This is a genomic window from Streptomyces sp. NPDC102279, assembly GCF_044766365.1.
Taxonomy (GTDB): domain Bacteria; phylum Actinomycetota; class Actinomycetes; order Streptomycetales; family Streptomycetaceae; genus Streptomyces.
Map to the genome: position 1 here is coordinate 17,756 of NZ_JBIWLU010000002.1, position 14,658 is coordinate 32,413.

Consider the following 14,658-nt stretch of genomic DNA (forward strand, 5'->3'; position numbering starts at 1 on the left):
TTCCGTACCCGTCTTTACGGGGGAACGAGGGAGGGCACATTGAACGCCGAGGAGGAACGCCAGTTCCGCGAGTTCGTGGCGGCGCGGTCGAGATCGCTGCTGCACACGGCCTACCTGCTGACCGGGGACTGGGAGCAGGGCCGCGACCTGCTCCAGACCGCGCTTGCCTCCACCGCTCGGCGTTGGTCGCAACTGCGCGACCGGCAGCAGCCGGAGATCTACGTGCGCCGGGCGATCTACCACGCCCAGGTGGACCGCTTCCGACTGCTCAGCTGGGGACGGGAGACGGTCACCGACACCCTGCCGGACCAGCCGTCCGCGCAGGTCGCCGACTGGGCCGACACCGTGGTCCAGCGGCAGGACATCATGGCCGCGCTGCGGCGGCTGCCCAAGCGTCAGCGCGCGGTGATCGTGCTGCGCTACTTCGAGGACCGGCCGGACACCGAGATCGCCGCGATTCTGGGCGTCGCCCAGGGGACGGTCCGCAGCCAGACCCACAAGGCCCTCGCCTCCCTCCGCACCACCTTGACCGAGGCAGGACCATCGGCCTCCCCCTCCACTGCCTCCGGAAGGGGCGTCATCGCATGAACGACTCGACCGAACACTCGCTGCACGAGACGTTGCTGCACGATGCCTTGCACGCCCATGTCCGGGAGAGCGGCGGTAATGCCGCCGGTCCCTATCTGGTCGGCCTGGCCGACGGCGCATTGCAGGTCGCCCGGCGGCGGCAGCGGCTGGCCCGCGCCGGGTTCGGCATCGCCGCCGCCGCCGTGGTCGCCACCGCCTGGGTGGCCGTCGCGGACGGCGCGACGCAGCACGCGCACGTAGTTCAGCCCGCCGCAGGGGGCACTGGGAACACCGAGGAGGGGGCCCTGGTGTCCATCCTGCCGGTCACCTCGTCCACGGAGCACGCCTGCGCCCATGGCAGCGGCGGCTACACCGTGCACGCGAGCGCGACCCACCCGGCGTCCTGCGTACACGCCGACCGGGCCAGGGGCATGACCGACGTCCATGTCACGTCCGCGAAGGCTGACAAAGACAGCAGGGACGGCACCTGGCATGTCTTGGTGGCCCTCAGCTCTGCCGACCGTACCCGTTTCGCCGCCCTCACCGGATCCATCGCCTCGGCCCCGTCCCCGCAGAACGAATTCGCCATCGTCATCGACGGCAAGCTCTGGGGCAACCCCGCCGTGACCTCCTCGATCACCGGCGGCCGTCTCGAAATCGTCGGAGCCTTCGTCGGTGACCTCACCAGCGCCACCGCCCACGACCTCGCCCTCCGGCTGGATAGCGACAGATGACCCGCATACGCTGTGACCTGCACTGATAGCCGTGCAACTCATACGTCCCCGGACTCCCCCATGTCGCAGGGCAAACTCGACTTCTGGGAGAGCTACTCCATCCGCGCCGAGTAGTGGCGCCGGGCGAGCTTCCCGCCGCCTTTAGACGCCACCGGTACCGAGCTCTTGGCATGCGACGGACGTTCTGCGACCCCGTTCGAGCCTTGACACACCCTGGAGCACAAAGGGACCGCCCGCAGCCTTCCAGCCGCCCCGCCCGAACATCGTGGCTCCCGCCCCCGGCCACGTACACCGGCCACCGCTCACCGGTCGATACTCAAACGGTGGAGTCCCGGAACTAGCGCGACGATTGCGCGCGTGCGGCGGAACGATGCGGCGGATCGGCGATCTCTATCCCGGCGAGGCCAAGGCCCACGCGAAGGGCTGTTCCGCCCTGGTGGCTCGGGCGTCGCCGGTCGAGCAACTCTACCGATCGGGGAACCGTGACGTTACGCGGCTTCATTGGCGAGCTGCCCTCGCTCGGATTTTGATCGCGAGGATGACGTCGTTCTTGGCGTCGGAGTAGTCGTTCATGTCGTCCCACCGCTGACTGAGCAGGGCCCGTTTGACGCTCTCGTACAGGACGCGATCGTCTGCGTCGGTGCGCAAGTGGTCACGGAGGAGCAGATACTCGTGCACCGCTGCATCACCTCGTTGATACACGTGCACGTGTACGTCGCGAGCCGGTGTGCGCACGAGCCGATGTCCTGGCTCGCGAACCCGCAGCTCGTAACCGGCGGCGATCAGCACGTCGAGGTAGTCCTCTTCTGCGGTGATGTCGGGCACCGCGACGACGATGTCAATGATCGGTTTAGCGGCAAGGCCGGGAACTGAAGTGGATCCGATGTGCTCGACATCGACGTCCACTGCCGCCAACGCATCAAGGATCCGTCGCCGGTGCTCCAGGTAGTCCTGAGCCCACCGAGGGTCATAGCTGTGAAGATCCAGCTCCAGCGCCTCTGGACCACCGATGAGGTCGACCGCCGTGACGTCCGCCCGGCGCGGCTTGCTGCTGTTCGCCATCAGACACCCTTCCCGTTATGCGCCAGCTCGTCATCTCGATCGGACGGGACCACGGCCGGCGACTTCATCGAACTTGCCGTCGTCACGCATGCTCAGCCACTGTCATCAGCAGGGACCAGGGCACGAAGGACCTCCGAGGAAGGGCGCCCGCACCGGGCGCGAAGTCGTCCCGGGCCGACCGTGCAGGAGGTGCGTCTCAACTCTGCGCAGGGGGTTCCGCTATTGGTCTTAGCCAACCGGAGCAGCTTTCGTCTTCAGCGGGAGTTGTGCAGCAAAAAGCTCTAGGGGAAGCCGAGCATGCCGGGCGAGTTGATATGGACGGTGACCACACCGGGCGGGTAGCGGTCCTCGAACTCAGTGAGGAGAATCGACATGCCGGTGAACTCCGCCCGCGGCAGGGCGCAGTACAGGGCATGGCAGGTCTCGGGCACCCCGTAGCCGTCACGAATCATGGTGCCGACGGTGGCTGCCGCCATGGTGTCGAGCGGGTCAACGACGACGGAAGAAAACGCCAGTACACGGCGATGCGTGTGGGCCTCGTCAGCCTCAGCCTGCATGAGACACAACGCGGGGATACGGAGCTGGTCAGTAGGGCTGTGTGCCATGTTGCCGGCGAGGAGATTCAACGCTTTATGCCCTGTGGCCAGGGCATGGACAGCACTGGTATCGAGAATGATCACGCAGTCGTGCCCCTGGCCGTCCGCGCCTTCTCGGCGGCAATCATTTGGATGTTGCCAAGGACGTCCGGAGCGCCCTCGAACTCCTCATCGCTCACCTCGACACCGATCAGACGCCGCGCGACATCTCGGTCGGCAGCCAACCGCTCGGCGCGCTGAGCAGCGGTCGGCTGGTCGGCCGCCAACACCTCGATCAGTTGTCCCAGGCTCAACCCCCGCTCCTTGGCCAGCGTGGCCAGGTGGTCTCTCACCTCGCGGGATACCTGAATCGTCGTCGTTGCCATAGCTGCACTATAGACCACCCGTAAGGCCTCTAGATGGCCGCAGGACTGCTGGACGTGGCGGCCGGAGGCCGGGGGTCTCACCTGGATGTACTGATGCGACGCGTGACGCTGGAGGCCGGTCGCACCATGGAGTGCAGGCGGGCCCTGCGCAGCATCGTTGCGCCTGCCCCGGCCCGAAATGCGTGTCTGCCGCGCCCCTGGCCACGTACACGGGCACCGCGCATCCGTCGATGCGCGAACGGTGAGGACCCGGGACCGTGACGGCACCGGGTCCTCACCCCTCCGCCGGCACCCTCACTCTGATCATTTCCAGGGTGCCGCCTCTGCAGGACATCGGGCAGCGCCGGTTTCCTCCGCTGATCACCGGGCACCCGACCAACGAACCGCACTATTGCGGCACCGGATCCGGCGCATGAAGCCGGACAAGAACGGAGGACCACCATGTTGAAGGCCATCGCAGACGTTCTCCGCTCCATCGGCGGGGCCATCGCCACCGTCGTCACCCTGCCGTTCCGCGCAGTGGCCCGACTCTTCGGCGGCGCCTCGAGCTCCGCCCACGGACACCACTGACCCCGCGCACGCCCACACGCGAAGTACCGAGCCCGGCTGGACCCCGTCCAGCCGGGCTCGCACCTGCCAGGTTTCCCTGGAAATAGCCATTGGCGGACGGCCGCCAAGACGCACCGCCTACGACGCAAACGACGAGTGCGTCGGCATCGGCGAAAGTAGTGCAGGCAGCGCGTTCCTCGATGAATGCCCGGACATGCGCGCGTCTCGGGATCTGCGTCTATCATCCACTCCGCGATTCACCAACTTCTCAGGCACAACAACGCGGACGTACGCGATGCAGCCCCCGTCGCCGCCCTCTCCCTGCCAGAGCACCCGGTCCTCAACTCCGAACACGGTGAACTGGCCGACCATGCCCGACGCCTGCTGATCGCCGGCACCGACCGCTACAAGCGGGATCTTGTCCTCGAGGCGCTAACCGCGTGGGGACCCGACATCAGCAGCCTGGAAAACGCGGACGACGTCGCAGTCGCGTACTGCGTGCCGGGCGGATCACCGAGCGCTGGGCGGGCGGCTGCAACGAAGACCCACCGTTTTGGTTCAGAAGCCCTTGCCCGGGGCCTCACCCGTGGCTCGTGAACCTCATGCAAATCCCCGCACGATATGCGCCCCATGCAACGCTGGCCGTCCGATCCCCATGCCTGAGTCCGCACTACCTCTGAGGGGTCAGCATCCTCGGTCATAGATCGCCTGCGGCCACGGTTCACTGACCACTGGCATCCGCCGAGCGTGTACCGGAACGCCTCCATAGACGGCTGGAAACGGTACGACGGGTGCGGCGGCAGTGGGCCATCCCGTTCCACGCCCCGGTGCAGGACCTTCACTGTGGCCCCTTCGCCCAGGATGCCTGCCACGTTGTCGCCGTGGTCGGCGCTGTCCTGCCGGCTATTTCCGCGGGACGCCCCGTGGACTGACCGAACTCATCCAGCTCAGAGTCTTCGCCGACTTCGGTGCGCGCAGTGCGACTGGTGCGGCGCCAACGCGGATGCTCGCGGCGATGGCGTGCGCGCTCACGCCGTCCGGGCGGCGTCTGGTCGTCGAGGACTCCCCCGAAGCCGTCAGCAGGTTCCTGCGGCCCCATCCGGTCCGGCAGTTGCAGCGCATCGACGCCTACGCCGCCAGGTGGTACGTGCTGGGCACCGATGGAAGGCAGACCACCAAGCAGGCCTCCTCACAGGGCGGCGGCCACTGACCGCGCAACCGGTGAAGGCCCTCTCAGACGGGGCCGTCGCATCCACTGTCCCGGCGACGCGGCGGTACTTGTCGTTGATGCGCTGCGCTTCCGCGACCTGGTCTTCGAGGATGACGATGCGGCAGGCAACCTCGGTCACCACAGATTTTCGTTGGCTGGTGAGGAGGTAGTCGAGCTCGAGCAGCACGGCTCCCCTGGCGCGGCCGCGGCGTGAGGTCAGCCGGACGCGGTGAGGTCGGTGGAGGCGGCCAGTTCGGTCACCACATCCACGAGGAGGTGCAGGGCCGGTGCGGTGTTGCCCGCCAGCCAGACCATCTCGGTGGGGGTGGACTCGCCCGCCAGCGGCACGAACACCACGCCGGAGCGGCGCAGGCTGCTCGCGGACCGGGCCAGCCGGGTCACCCCGACGCCGGCTGCCACGAGGGCGAGCAGGCCCTGCACGCTCGCCTCGCGCTGGACCACGTCGGGAGCGAATCCGGCGGCACGGAACGAGTCGTCGAAGGCCTCGTGCCAGGGCTCCCACGAGCTGCGGGGGGTCAGCACCCAGCGCTCGGCGGACAGTTCGCCCAGGGTCAGCTCGGTGCGGTCGGCGAGCGGATGGCCTTCGGGCAGGACGGCGCACACGGGCTCGCTGGCGAGGGTCCTGCTCTCCAGCCCCGCCACCAGCGGCGGCCGGGTGAAGGCCGCGTCGAAGTGTCCCTTGCGCAGGCCGTCGACCAGGGTCGCGATGGGTGTCTCCGCCGTCGTCACATCGATCTCCGGCAACCGTTGCCGCAGGGCGCGGACGACCGGGGGAAGCAGGTGGTTCATCGTGGTGGACAGGAAAGCGAGGCGCAGCCCGCCGATCTCGCCGCGCGCGGCCCGTGTCACGACCCGGACGGCTTCCTCGGCCCGTGCGAGGACGGCCCGGGCCTCGGGCAGGAACAGCGCGCCGACGGCGGTCAGCCGGGTGCCCCTGGTGTCGCGGTCGAAGAGGCTCACTCGGAGCATGCGCTCCAGCAGCGCAATCTGCTGGGACAGCGACTGCTGGCTGATCACGAGCCGCTCGGCGGCGCGCGTGAAGCTGGACTCCTCGGCGACGGCGACGAAGTACCTCAGCTGCCGAAGGTCAGGGGTCACAGGAAAAGGCTACAGCCGTCACAAGCAGCTCGTGTTGGACGCCGCTGGGGTCCCGGAGCAACTCTTGGCCTCACAAGCGCCGGGGCGGGGCGGCGGGCGGCGAAGGCAGGCAAGGGCGATCCCCTCGGTCCCCGCCCGCCGGACCCCGGCTGACAGGGAGAGAGACCATGGCAGAACGCATCACCACACCGTTCGACGCCGGCAGCACGGCTGCCGACGTCGTCGCTGACCTGGACCTTTCCGGGCGGCGGGCGCTCGTCACCGGCGCGTCCTCGGGCATCGGCACCGAGATCGTCCGGGCGCTGGCCGGGGCGGGAGCCGAGGTGACGCTGGCCGTGCGCGACACCGGCGCCGGCAAGCAGGTCGCCGGGGAGATCGCTGCCGGCACCCCGCACGCCGCGCTGCGCGTCGTCCACCTGGACCTGTCCGACCCGCGGTCGGTGCGGGGCCTGGTCGACGCCTGGAGCGGCCCTCTGCACATCCTGGTCGGCAACGCCGGCGTGGCCTTCCCGCCCGAGAGGTACACGGCGCAGGGCCTGGAGACGCAGTTCGCCGTCAATCACCTGGGCCACCACGTGCTCGCGACCGGACTGCACCCGGCCCTCGCGGCAGCCGACGGCGCCCGGCTGGTCACCCTCAGTTCGGTGGCCCACCTCGCCGCCCCCGTCGACTTCGACGACCTGAACTTCCGCAAGCGTCCCTGGAACGCGGCCCTGGCCTACGGGCAGTCCAAGACCGCCACCGCGCTCTTCGCCGTGGAGGCCCAGCGGCGCTGGGCCGCGGACGGCATCACCGCCAACACCTGCCACCCCGGAGCGGTCATGAGCAACCTCGGCCGGCACCTCAGCCCCGAGGACATGGCCGGGATGCCGGACTACGACTTCCGCACGGCCGAGCAGGGCGCTGCCACTCCCACGCTCCTGGCCACCTGGCCCGGCCTGGAAGGCAAGGGCGGCAGGTACTTCGAGGACGGCAACGAGGCCCTGCGCCACGAGCCGGGCCAGGAATCGGGTGTCGCCGACCACGCCTTGGACCCCGAGACGGCGGAGCGGCTGTGGCGGGTGTCCGATGTGATCGCCGAGCGCGACGGGCGCGCGCATGAGTGAGGCCTGAGCGCGCCGGGCCCGGGACATCCCGGGCTCCGGACGCGGCGCTCAGTCCAGCAGTTGCTCGATCGTGAAGGGCAGGGATCGCAGCCGGCGCCCTGTCGCGTGGTGGATCGCGTTACCGATGGCCGCGGCGGTGCCGACCAGCCCGACCTCTCCGACTCCTTTGGTACCCACCGGCGTTGCCGGATCGGGTGCCCCGACGAACGCCACCTCGATGTCGGGGATGTCGGCGTTGACGGGGACCAGGTAGTCGCCGAAGGTGGCGTTGGCGATGCGGCCGGTCCCCGGATCGGTCACCGTCTCCTCGAACATGGCCTGGCCGATGCCGCCCACGGTGCCGCCGATGATCTGGCTGATGGCAGTCTTCTCGTTGAGGATGCGGCCGCCGTCGATCACCTGCACCACGCGGGCCACCCGCAGCAGCCGCAGGTCGGGGTCGATCCGAACCTCGACGAATTTCGCTCCGAAGGCGCCGGCCGCGGCCATCCCGAGCCCGTCGGCCGCAGGCGGGGTGCTTCGCCCGTCTGCGCTCAGTTCCTCAAGGCCGTGCCGCGCGAGGATGTCGACGTAGGACTCGCCCTGCCCGGGAGCCTCGGCCCGGTGGATACGTCCACCCCTGACGGCGACGTCCGCGAGGGTGCTGCCGCGCAGTGGCGACTCCGGATCGTCATGCACGATCCGGAGGAAGTGCCGCACCAGGCGTTCGCAGGCGACGTGCACGGCGTTGCCGAGCGCGCCGGTCAGCCCCGAGCCGCCGGCCTGTGGCGCGTAAGGCATGTCCGAGTCGCCCAGGCCGAATCGCACCTCGGCCGTGTCCAACCCGAGCAGATTGGCCGCGAGTTGGGTCATGACCGTGTACGTGCCCGTCCCGATGTCGGTGGCCGCGCTGCGCACGTAGGCGGATCCGTCCCGGCGGATCGACGCGCGTGCCTGGCAGGGGACCTGGTAGTGAGGGTAGGAGGAACCGGCCACGCCGTAACCGATCAGCCACTGGCCATCGCGCATCGACCCCGGCTCCGGGGTGCGGCGCGACCAGCCGAAGCGCCGGGCACCCTCGGTGAAGCACTCGCGGAGAGCCTTGCTCGACCAGGGCAGGCCGCTGCGCGGATCGGTCTCCGCGTAGTTGCGCAACCTCAGTTCGATCGGATCCATGCCGAGGATGTGGGCGAGTTCGTCGACGGCCGACTCCAGGGCGAAGTTGCCCTGGCCCTCGGCCGGCGCGCGCATCGATCCCGGGCAGGGAATGTTCAGCCGGATCTGGCGGTCGCGGGTGAGTACGTTGGGACAGGCGTAGGAGGCGGCGGAGCCGAGGGAGACCGGCTCGAAGTCGTCGTCCTCCATGGCGACCGACGAGGTGCTCGTATGCCGGATCGCCAGCAGCTCACCGGAGCTGGTGACACCGATCCTGATGTGTTGCAGGCTCTCCGGGCGGTGACCCACCGAGGTGAACATCTCGGGCCTGGTGAGCACGAGTTTGACCGGCCGTTGCACCTCGCGTGCGGCGATCGCGGTGAGGATCACGTGCGGCCACACGCGAAGGCCCGCTCCGAAGGCGCCGCCGACGTAGGGCGCGAGGCACCGCACGCCGCTCTCCGGGACGCCGAAGGCGGTCGCGAGCGTCGTCCGGACGTTGTGGGTCCACTGGGTTGAGTCGTGGACGGTGAGCGAGTCGCCGTTCCACACCGCGACAGTGGCCATCAGGCCGAGGGGGTTGTTGGTGTTGTCGGGGGTGGTGTAGGTCTCCTCGACCACGACGTCCGCGGCGGCGAAGCCTGCCTCCACGTCGCCGCGCTGCTGGTCGAGGTCCCACGGATCGGTCACGATCTCCGCGTCCGGGTCCGTGATGCTCAGGCGGGCTCGGGCCGCGTCGTACGCCACGTCGACGAGCGTGGCCGCGTGCCGGGCCTGTTCGGCGGTCTCGGCCACCACGACGGCGACGTGCTGGCCGTGGTGCAGGATGCGGTCGTCCTGCAGCGGGGCCGGCGGCGACGGGCCCAGCAGCGTCATGGGTCCGCGCTGGAGCCGCGGTGCTTCGAGATGGGTGATGACCGCCAGGACTCCCGGCGCCTGCCGCGCGCGGGCGGCGTCGATGCCACGGATCCGGCCGGCCGCGACCGTGCTCCGCACCAGCGCGGCATGCACCATGCCCGGATACGCGTAGTCGTTGGGGTAGTGAGCGCTCCCCGTCACCTTCGGCCGGGCGTCCACACGGTCGATGCCGGCGCCGACAGGCCCGCCTGCGTCAAGAGTGGTCATGAGCGTGCTCCTGCGACGGTTTCGAGGGCCCGCACCAGGGTGCGTCGGGCGAGGTCCACCTTGAATGCGGTGCCGGGCAGCGGCCTGGCACCGGCGACGGCGGCGTCCGCAGCGGCGTGGAAGGTGGCGCTGTCCGCCGGGGCCCCGCGCAGGATCTCCTCAGCATCCCGAGCCCGCCACGGGACGGTGCCCACGCCGCCCAGCGCGACGCGGGCCTGCTCGATCGTGCCGTCGTCGATCACCAGGGCCACGCCGGCCGAGGTCAGGGCGAACTCGTACGAGGCCCGGTCGCGGACCTTGAGGTAGTGGGACCGTGCGGTCTGCGGGAGCAGGGGGATGTCGACTGCGGTGATCAAGTCCCCGTGGTCGAGGACGTTCTCCAGTTGCGGGGTGTCTCCCGGTGGCAGGTAGAACCGCGTCAGCGGGATGGACCGCGGTCCGTTCGCCCCCTGCACATGGACGATCGCGTCGAGCGCGGTCAACGGAACGGCCAGGTCCGAGGCGTGCAGCGCGATGCAGTGCTCGCTGGTGCCGAGCACGGCGTGCATACGCTGGATGCCGGTGATGGCGGCGCAGCCGGACCCGGGGGCGCGTTTGTTGCATGCGCCGACCGCGGGGTCCCTGAAGTAGCGGCACCGGGCGCGCTGAAGAAGGTTGCCCCCGATGGTCGCCAGGTTGCGCAATTGCACCGAGGCGCCCTGGAGGAGTGCCTCGCGGACGAGGGGCAACCGACGGCTGACGACGGGATCGGCCGCCAGCTCCTCCATCGACGTGAGCGCCCCCACCCGCAGGGTGCTCTCACCGGCGGTGATGCCGCGCAGCGGCAGCCGGCTGACGTCGACGAGCCGGTCGGGCCTGAGCACGCCGTCCTTCATCAGGTCGAGCTGGGTGGTGCCGCCGGCAAGGAACGAGGCGGCCGGGTCGGCCGCCACGACGGCGACGGCCTGGTCCATGTCGGTCGCCCGTTCGTACGCGAAGGGGTGCATGTCAGCCACCCGCCGCGTCGCGGACGGCCGCGCGGATGTTCGGGTAGGCGCCGCAGCGGCAGATGTTGCCGCTCATGAACTCCGTGATGTCCTCGTCGGAGCCGGCTCGTCCTTCGGCGATGAGTGCCACCGCCGACATGATCTGTCCCGGGGTGCAGTAGCCGCACTGGAAGGCGTCGTGCCGGGTGAAGGCGTCTTGCACCGGGTGCGGCTGCCCGCCCCGGGAGAGGGCTTCGACGGTCGTGACCTCGCGTTCCTCGCACTGCGCCGCGAGCACGAGGCAGGACACCACCCGCTTGCCGTCCATCAGGACCGTGCAGGCCCCGCACGCTCCCTGGTCGCAGCCCTTCTTCGCGCCGGTGAGACCGAGATGGTCTCTCAGGGCGTCCAGCAGGGTGACGCGCGTGTCCAGCCGCAGGCGGTACGTGGCTCCGTTGACGCGGAGGTCGGCGTCGATCTGCGGTACGCCCGAGGGCGCAGTTTCGGCAATTCGTGGCATAACCCCTCATTTCTGAGGTTACTTTAGGTCGAAGCCGTCCGTATGGCGTGCAGAACGCACCTTTCATGCAGCTTCGGGCTTTTTCTCATTCTATGGTGAGCCGCATGGCTACCCAGATGACCGAGGACGAGTGGCAGGCCTTCATCAGCGAGGGCACCCGCACCGGCAAACTGTCGACCATCCGGGAGGACGGTGGTCCACACGTCGTGCCGGTGTGGTTCCTGCTGGACGGGAGCGATCTCGTCTTCACCACCGAGGACAGGACGGTGAAGAGCCAGAACCTCCTGCGCGACAACCGGGCCGCGCTGTGCGTCGACGACGAGCGCCCGCCCTTCTCCTACGCCGTCCTGCGGGGCCGCGCGGAGATCTCGGAGGACCCCGGCCAGTTGCTCACCTGGGCGACCAATATCGCCGCGCGGTACATGGGCCAGGACCTGGCCGAGGAGTTCGGCCGACGCAACAGCGTGCCCGGCATGTTCCTGGTCCGGCTCCGGATCGACCACGTCACGGCCTACTCGGCCATCGCCTGACCGCGATCGACCGGACATGGTGGTGACGGGCTGCCCGGCCGTGAGCCGCAGAGTTGAGTCCTTCCCTCAACACGGTCGGCTTCTTCGCCAGCCGCGTCCCCGTCCCGGTGCGCACCAACTGGTCCGTCACCGTCGGCGGACTGCGCGTCGCCCACCACAGCGCTGGCGAGCCGACGACATCGGCGGGCCGGGGCGGAGTCCTGCCCCGGCCCGCCACAACGGGTGAAGCCCACCTGACCGCAGGCGCGACAGCGAACAGCCCCAACCGGAATCAGCAGCGCGCGGACGGTCGGGTGGATGCCGGCGGCACTCCCCGGTGAGGCTGAGCGACTTCCGTTAGACCGAGCCCGCCTCCTTTGGCAGGAGAGTTCACCACTCGCCGGTCGTCCTCCGCCTCCGTGCGAGTCAGGAGGTCTGACGTTGTCATTCTGGAGCGGCGTCACGGCGGCCGGCCAGCCGGAAGAGGAGGACCAAGGAGGGGAGGATCAACAGGCCTGCCACGCAGGCGACGCCGACGAGTACGGCGAGTGTGGCGTCGGGGGCGGCCGCGCCCTGGACAGACACGTGGGTCCCCAAGAGGTACGGGTACTGGGCCACCCCCCACCCCAAAACGATCAGGGCGACAGCAGCCGCGGCCGTCACACGCAGAAAGCGAGTCTTCTCGGTGCGCAGGAGAAATAGGCCGAGCATCCCGCCGAGCGCCGCTAGGAGGGCCAGCGGTAGCGCCCGATGGCTGAGGTTGTGGAAGAGCCTTGAAGCGTCGGCTCTGAGGACGAAGATGCCGACGATGCTGACGGCGCCGGTGAGGATGCCGGCCACGATTCCGCGGTCGCGGAAGTAGCGGAACACCGAGCGGTCTTGTCGCCGCTCGGCAGCTACCGCAAGGTAGACGCTCGCGAGATAGGCGCATGCCAGTACGGCCAGGGCGCCGCCGAGAATGCTGGTTGGGTTGAGCCAGCTCGTGACGGCGTCTCCGTTGCCCTGTGCCGGCACGCGCCCTGCGGCGAGGGCGCCTGCGATGGAGCCGAAGCAGTAGGGCGTGAGCACGGAGGAGAGGGCGAAGGCTGCCCCGTACAGACGCTGTTCGGGCGTGCGAATCGAGGCTTTGCGGAAAGCGAAGCCGGCTCCGCGCAGCACGATCCCTAGCGCTGCGATTCCCAGGGGAATGTAGAGGGTGGTGGTAATCGCGGCGAATGCTGCTGGGAAGCCGCTCCAGAGGATGACCAGACAGTAGATGAGCCAGGTGTGGTTCGCTTCCCACACAGGCGCGAGGGATGAGTCGATCAGGGCACGTGGTGCGCGACCTCGCTGAGCTCCTCCCGCGAGGAGGTCCCAAAATCCTGCGCCGAAGTCGGCACCGGCGAGTACGGCGTAGGCGACGACGCCGATGAAGAGAAAGGATGCGACCAGGTCGGCCATCAGGACACCGTTCCCTCGATGCTCGCGGAGTGGCGGTCGTCCCCGTCTTCCGGGCCATAGGGGACGGAGACCATGTCATCGCCCTGTTGCTCCCAGCGACGTTTCATGGACCACAGAACCCACACGGCCGCAGTGCCGACCGCGAGATAGAGCGCCAGGACACTGCTGAAGAAGGGCCACAGGTTGCCATGCGTCGCCACGGCATCGCGGGTGAGCAGGTGGCCCACCACGATCCATGGTTGGCGGCCGACTTCGGTGACGACCCACCCGCTTTCCAGGCAGGCGATTGACAGGAGTGCGCAGAGCGACGCCGCGAGCAAGAACCAGCGGCTGACGGCGAGCTTGTCGCGGTGTCGCCACCACAACCAGCCGAACCAGACCACCACAGCGAGCATGAAGGACGAGGTTCCAACCATGATGTCGAAGGCCCAGTGGACAATGTTGGTCTGAGCGACGGTAGGTCGTACCTCGACAGGGACAGCGTCCAGCCCCTTGATGGTGGTTGAGGGTCGGAAGTCTGCGAGCACAGACGCCAAGTCTGGGATCTTGATGCCGTACCTGACTCTGCCGTCGATCAGCACGCCGCCCAGAGTTTCCGCGACGTGGCTGTCGGTGCGGGGCAGCATCTCGATCGTCGCGAACTTGGCGGGCTCCTTGTCGAATACGTACCGGGCGATCGTGTCGCCGACGACCATCTGTACCGGCAGCGCGAAGGCTGCGACTACGAAGCCGGTCAGAAACCCCAATCGGTGATAGCGAGTGCGACGGCCGCGCAGCATGCCCATCGCGTAGACCCCAGCGACGACGAAACCGGCAACGATGTAAGCGGCTAGGAACATGTGGAGGAACTCCAGCCAGAAAGCGTCGTTGAAAAACACTTTGCCCGGCTGCACTGAGGTCACTTGGCCATTTGTGACGGTGAAACCGCCGGGCTGGTTCATCCAGCTGTTGGCGGCGATGACGGCTGCTGTTCCACCGAGGGAGGCAAGCGGGACCGGAATTCCGGACCAAAAGTGCGCCCAGGGCGGCATCCTGTCCCAACCATAGATGTAGATGGCGACGAAGATGGCCTCAAGGAAGAAGAACAAGCCCTCGATAGCGAAGGGGAAACCGAATGCGGCCCCATAGTTCTTCATCAAGCCCGGCCACAGGATGCCCAGTTCGAAGGAGAGGACGGTGCCCGTGATGGCTCCCACGGCGAACAGGACGGCAGCGACTTTGGACCATCTCCGCGCCAGCAGCAGGGCGTCGGCGTCACCCTTCCGTAGCCCGCGGTAGTGGACGATGAGCATGAACGTCGTGAGGGCAACACCAAAAGGCACGAGGATGATATGAAAACCCAGTGTGAACGCCATCTGTTCCCGCGCCGGGAGCAGTTGCTCAGGATCTGTGAGCGAGAGAGATCCAAGGTTGAGCAACGTGCCAGGTGTCGTCATGAGAGGGGTCCTCGTTGTCGGCAGGAGTCCGAGCAAGATGGTCGCCGCCATCGGAAAACGGCACCCTCAGCCAGGCTCAGTGCTTTCCATGGAGCGCACGCATAGGGGATAGCACGGGACTGGAGAGCGAGGCAGCGGACCGATGCCTCGCCGGCTCGCGCCGGAGCGACGGCGTCATACGCCTAGGGTTGAGGGTACGGGCGATCCGATGAAAGTCATGG

At 68.5% G+C, this 14,658-nt stretch carries 17 protein-coding genes and 1 pseudogene; 8 read left to right on the plus strand and 10 right to left on the minus strand.

Annotated features, from left to right (window positions below; genetic code table 11):
• Positions 1-39 precede the first annotated feature (39 nt).
• Positions 40-588, plus strand: coding sequence for a SigE family RNA polymerase sigma factor (locus ACIRQH_RS03575; RefSeq protein WP_388881741.1), 549 nt, complete (start codon positions 40-42; stop codon positions 586-588).
• The gene (locus ACIRQH_RS03580; protein ID WP_388881744.1) at positions 585-1,301 is read left to right on the plus strand and encodes a SecDF P1 head subdomain-containing protein; all 717 of its coding nucleotides are present in this window, start codon (positions 585-587) and stop codon (positions 1,299-1,301) included. Before ACIRQH_RS03575 ends, ACIRQH_RS03580 begins: the two co-directional genes overlap by 4 nt.
• 498 nt (positions 1,302-1,799) lie before the next feature.
• Here the strand turns inward: ACIRQH_RS03580 and ACIRQH_RS03585 are convergent, their stop codons facing one another.
• From ACIRQH_RS03585 to ACIRQH_RS03595, 3 genes are all read right to left on the minus strand, one after another.
• Positions 1,800-2,363 carry a GrpB family protein gene (locus ACIRQH_RS03585; protein WP_388881747.1) on the minus strand — a complete coding sequence of 188 codons (564 nt, stop codon included), beginning with the start codon at positions 2,361-2,363 and terminating at the stop codon, positions 1,800-1,802.
• Between the two features lie 281 nt (positions 2,364-2,644).
• Positions 2,645-3,043 carry a hypothetical protein gene (locus ACIRQH_RS03590; protein ID WP_388881750.1) on the minus strand — a complete coding sequence of 133 codons (399 nt, stop codon included), beginning with the start codon at positions 3,041-3,043 and terminating at the stop codon, positions 2,645-2,647.
• A complete protein-coding gene (locus tag ACIRQH_RS03595) occupies positions 3,040-3,324 on the minus strand; it encodes a hypothetical protein (protein ID WP_388881753.1) in 285 nt (94 codons plus the stop codon). Before ACIRQH_RS03595 ends, ACIRQH_RS03590 begins: the two co-directional genes overlap by 4 nt.
• A 441-nt stretch (positions 3,325-3,765) precedes the next feature.
• Here ACIRQH_RS03595 and ACIRQH_RS03600 point away from each other — a divergent pair, with 441 nt between their 5' ends.
• From ACIRQH_RS03600 to ACIRQH_RS03610, 3 genes are all read left to right on the plus strand, one after another.
• Positions 3,766-3,894 (plus strand): LPFR motif small protein, encoded by a 129-nt coding sequence (locus ACIRQH_RS03600; RefSeq protein ID WP_263973004.1) that lies wholly within the window; start codon positions 3,766-3,768, stop codon positions 3,892-3,894.
• Positions 3,895-4,077: 183 nt separating this feature from the next.
• Positions 4,078-4,470 (plus strand): hypothetical protein, encoded by a 393-nt coding sequence (locus ACIRQH_RS03605; RefSeq protein ID WP_404224021.1) that lies wholly within the window; start codon positions 4,078-4,080, stop codon positions 4,468-4,470.
• Positions 4,471-4,888: 418 nt separating this feature from the next.
• Complete coding sequence (locus ACIRQH_RS03610; protein WP_388935168.1) at positions 4,889-5,083, plus strand: hypothetical protein; 195 nt, start codon at positions 4,889-4,891, stop codon at positions 5,081-5,083.
• A gap of 31 nt (positions 5,084-5,114) precedes the next feature.
• Here ACIRQH_RS03610 and ACIRQH_RS03615 read toward each other — a convergent pair.
• Both ACIRQH_RS03615 and ACIRQH_RS03620 read right to left on the minus strand, forming a co-directional pair.
• A pseudogene (locus ACIRQH_RS03615) lies at positions 5,115-5,216 on the minus strand (MerR family transcriptional regulator); the annotation flags it as partial.
• Between the two features lie 83 nt (positions 5,217-5,299).
• Positions 5,300-6,202 carry a LysR family transcriptional regulator gene (locus tag ACIRQH_RS03620; protein WP_404224023.1) on the minus strand — a complete coding sequence of 301 codons (903 nt, stop codon included), beginning with the start codon at positions 6,200-6,202 and terminating at the stop codon, positions 5,300-5,302.
• Positions 6,203-6,369: 167 nt separating this feature from the next.
• Here ACIRQH_RS03620 and ACIRQH_RS03625 point away from each other — a divergent pair, with 167 nt between their 5' ends.
• Positions 6,370-7,308, plus strand: coding sequence for an SDR family NAD(P)-dependent oxidoreductase (locus ACIRQH_RS03625; RefSeq protein WP_404224025.1), 939 nt, complete (start codon positions 6,370-6,372; stop codon positions 7,306-7,308).
• Positions 7,309-7,356: 48 nt separating this feature from the next.
• On the opposite strand, the gene ACIRQH_RS03630 is transcribed toward ACIRQH_RS03625, so the two are convergent.
• Genes ACIRQH_RS03630 through ACIRQH_RS03640 form a run of 3 tightly spaced genes read right to left on the minus strand, consistent with a single transcriptional unit; the run spans position 7,357 to position 11,052 of the window.
• Positions 7,357-9,567, minus strand: a complete 2,211-nt coding sequence (locus tag ACIRQH_RS03630) for a xanthine dehydrogenase family protein molybdopterin-binding subunit (RefSeq protein WP_404224027.1) — start codon at positions 9,565-9,567, stop codon at positions 7,357-7,359.
• The gene (locus tag ACIRQH_RS03635) at positions 9,564-10,553 is read right to left on the minus strand and encodes an FAD binding domain-containing protein (protein WP_404224029.1); all 990 of its coding nucleotides are present in this window, start codon (positions 10,551-10,553) and stop codon (positions 9,564-9,566) included. Before ACIRQH_RS03635 ends, ACIRQH_RS03630 begins: the two co-directional genes overlap by 4 nt.
• Before the next feature lies 1 nt (position 10,554).
• Positions 10,555-11,052: a (2Fe-2S)-binding protein gene (locus ACIRQH_RS03640; protein WP_388881771.1), complete on the minus strand. Its 498-nt coding sequence runs from the start codon at positions 11,050-11,052 to the stop codon at positions 10,555-10,557.
• 104 nt (positions 11,053-11,156) lie between these two features.
• On the opposite strand from ACIRQH_RS03640, the gene ACIRQH_RS03645 reads away from it, so the two are divergent.
• Positions 11,157-11,582, plus strand: a complete 426-nt coding sequence (locus tag ACIRQH_RS03645; protein WP_358820594.1) for a PPOX class F420-dependent oxidoreductase — start codon at positions 11,157-11,159, stop codon at positions 11,580-11,582.
• 53 nt (positions 11,583-11,635) lie between these two features.
• Entirely contained in the window at positions 11,636-11,902 is a 267-nt protein-coding gene (locus ACIRQH_RS03650) for a hypothetical protein (RefSeq protein ID WP_388935131.1), read from the plus strand.
• Positions 11,903-12,005: 103 nt separating this feature from the next.
• On the opposite strand, the gene ACIRQH_RS03655 is transcribed toward ACIRQH_RS03650, so the two are convergent.
• Positions 12,006-13,001 carry a cytochrome d ubiquinol oxidase subunit II gene (locus tag ACIRQH_RS03655; protein WP_388882269.1) on the minus strand — a complete coding sequence of 332 codons (996 nt, stop codon included), beginning with the start codon at positions 12,999-13,001 and terminating at the stop codon, positions 12,006-12,008.
• Complete coding sequence (locus ACIRQH_RS03660; RefSeq protein ID WP_404224032.1) at positions 13,001-14,437, minus strand: cytochrome ubiquinol oxidase subunit I; 1,437 nt, start codon at positions 14,435-14,437, stop codon at positions 13,001-13,003. Before ACIRQH_RS03660 ends, ACIRQH_RS03655 begins: the two co-directional genes overlap by 1 nt.
• Between the last annotated feature and the right edge of the window lie 221 nt (positions 14,438-14,658).

What these genes read in the sequence shown, in the direction of transcription:
- ACIRQH_RS03655 (WP_388882269.1), bottom strand. Translation starts at nt 13,001, where the DNA reads ATGGCCGACCTGGTCGCATCCTTTCTCTTCATCGGCGTCGTCGCCTAC.
- ACIRQH_RS03660 (WP_404224032.1), bottom strand. Translation starts at nt 14,437, where the DNA reads ATGACGACACCTGGCACGTTGCTCAACCTTGGATCTCTCTCGCTCACA.
- ACIRQH_RS03595 (WP_388881753.1), bottom strand. Translation starts at nt 3,324, where the DNA reads ATGGCAACGACGACGATTCAGGTATCCCGCGAGGTGAGAGACCACCTG.
- ACIRQH_RS03585 (WP_388881747.1), bottom strand. Translation starts at nt 2,363, where the DNA reads ATGGCGAACAGCAGCAAGCCGCGCCGGGCGGACGTCACGGCGGTCGAC.
- ACIRQH_RS03640 (WP_388881771.1), bottom strand. Translation starts at nt 11,052, where the DNA reads ATGCCACGAATTGCCGAAACTGCGCCCTCGGGCGTACCGCAGATCGAC.
- ACIRQH_RS03605 (WP_404224021.1), top strand. Translation starts at nt 4,078, where the DNA reads ATGCCCGGACATGCGCGCGTCTCGGGATCTGCGTCTATCATCCACTCC.
- ACIRQH_RS03610 (WP_388935168.1), top strand. Translation starts at nt 4,889, where the DNA reads ATGGCGTGCGCGCTCACGCCGTCCGGGCGGCGTCTGGTCGTCGAGGAC.
- ACIRQH_RS03630 (WP_404224027.1), bottom strand. Translation starts at nt 9,567, where the DNA reads ATGACCACTCTTGACGCAGGCGGGCCTGTCGGCGCCGGCATCGACCGT.
- ACIRQH_RS03645 (WP_358820594.1), top strand. Translation starts at nt 11,157, where the DNA reads ATGGCTACCCAGATGACCGAGGACGAGTGGCAGGCCTTCATCAGCGAG.
- ACIRQH_RS03600 (WP_263973004.1), top strand. Translation starts at nt 3,766, where the DNA reads ATGTTGAAGGCCATCGCAGACGTTCTCCGCTCCATCGGCGGGGCCATC.
- ACIRQH_RS03635 (WP_404224029.1), bottom strand. Translation starts at nt 10,553, where the DNA reads ATGCACCCCTTCGCGTACGAACGGGCGACCGACATGGACCAGGCCGTC.
- ACIRQH_RS03580 (WP_388881744.1), top strand. Translation starts at nt 585, where the DNA reads ATGAACGACTCGACCGAACACTCGCTGCACGAGACGTTGCTGCACGAT.
- ACIRQH_RS03625 (WP_404224025.1), top strand. Translation starts at nt 6,370, where the DNA reads ATGGCAGAACGCATCACCACACCGTTCGACGCCGGCAGCACGGCTGCC.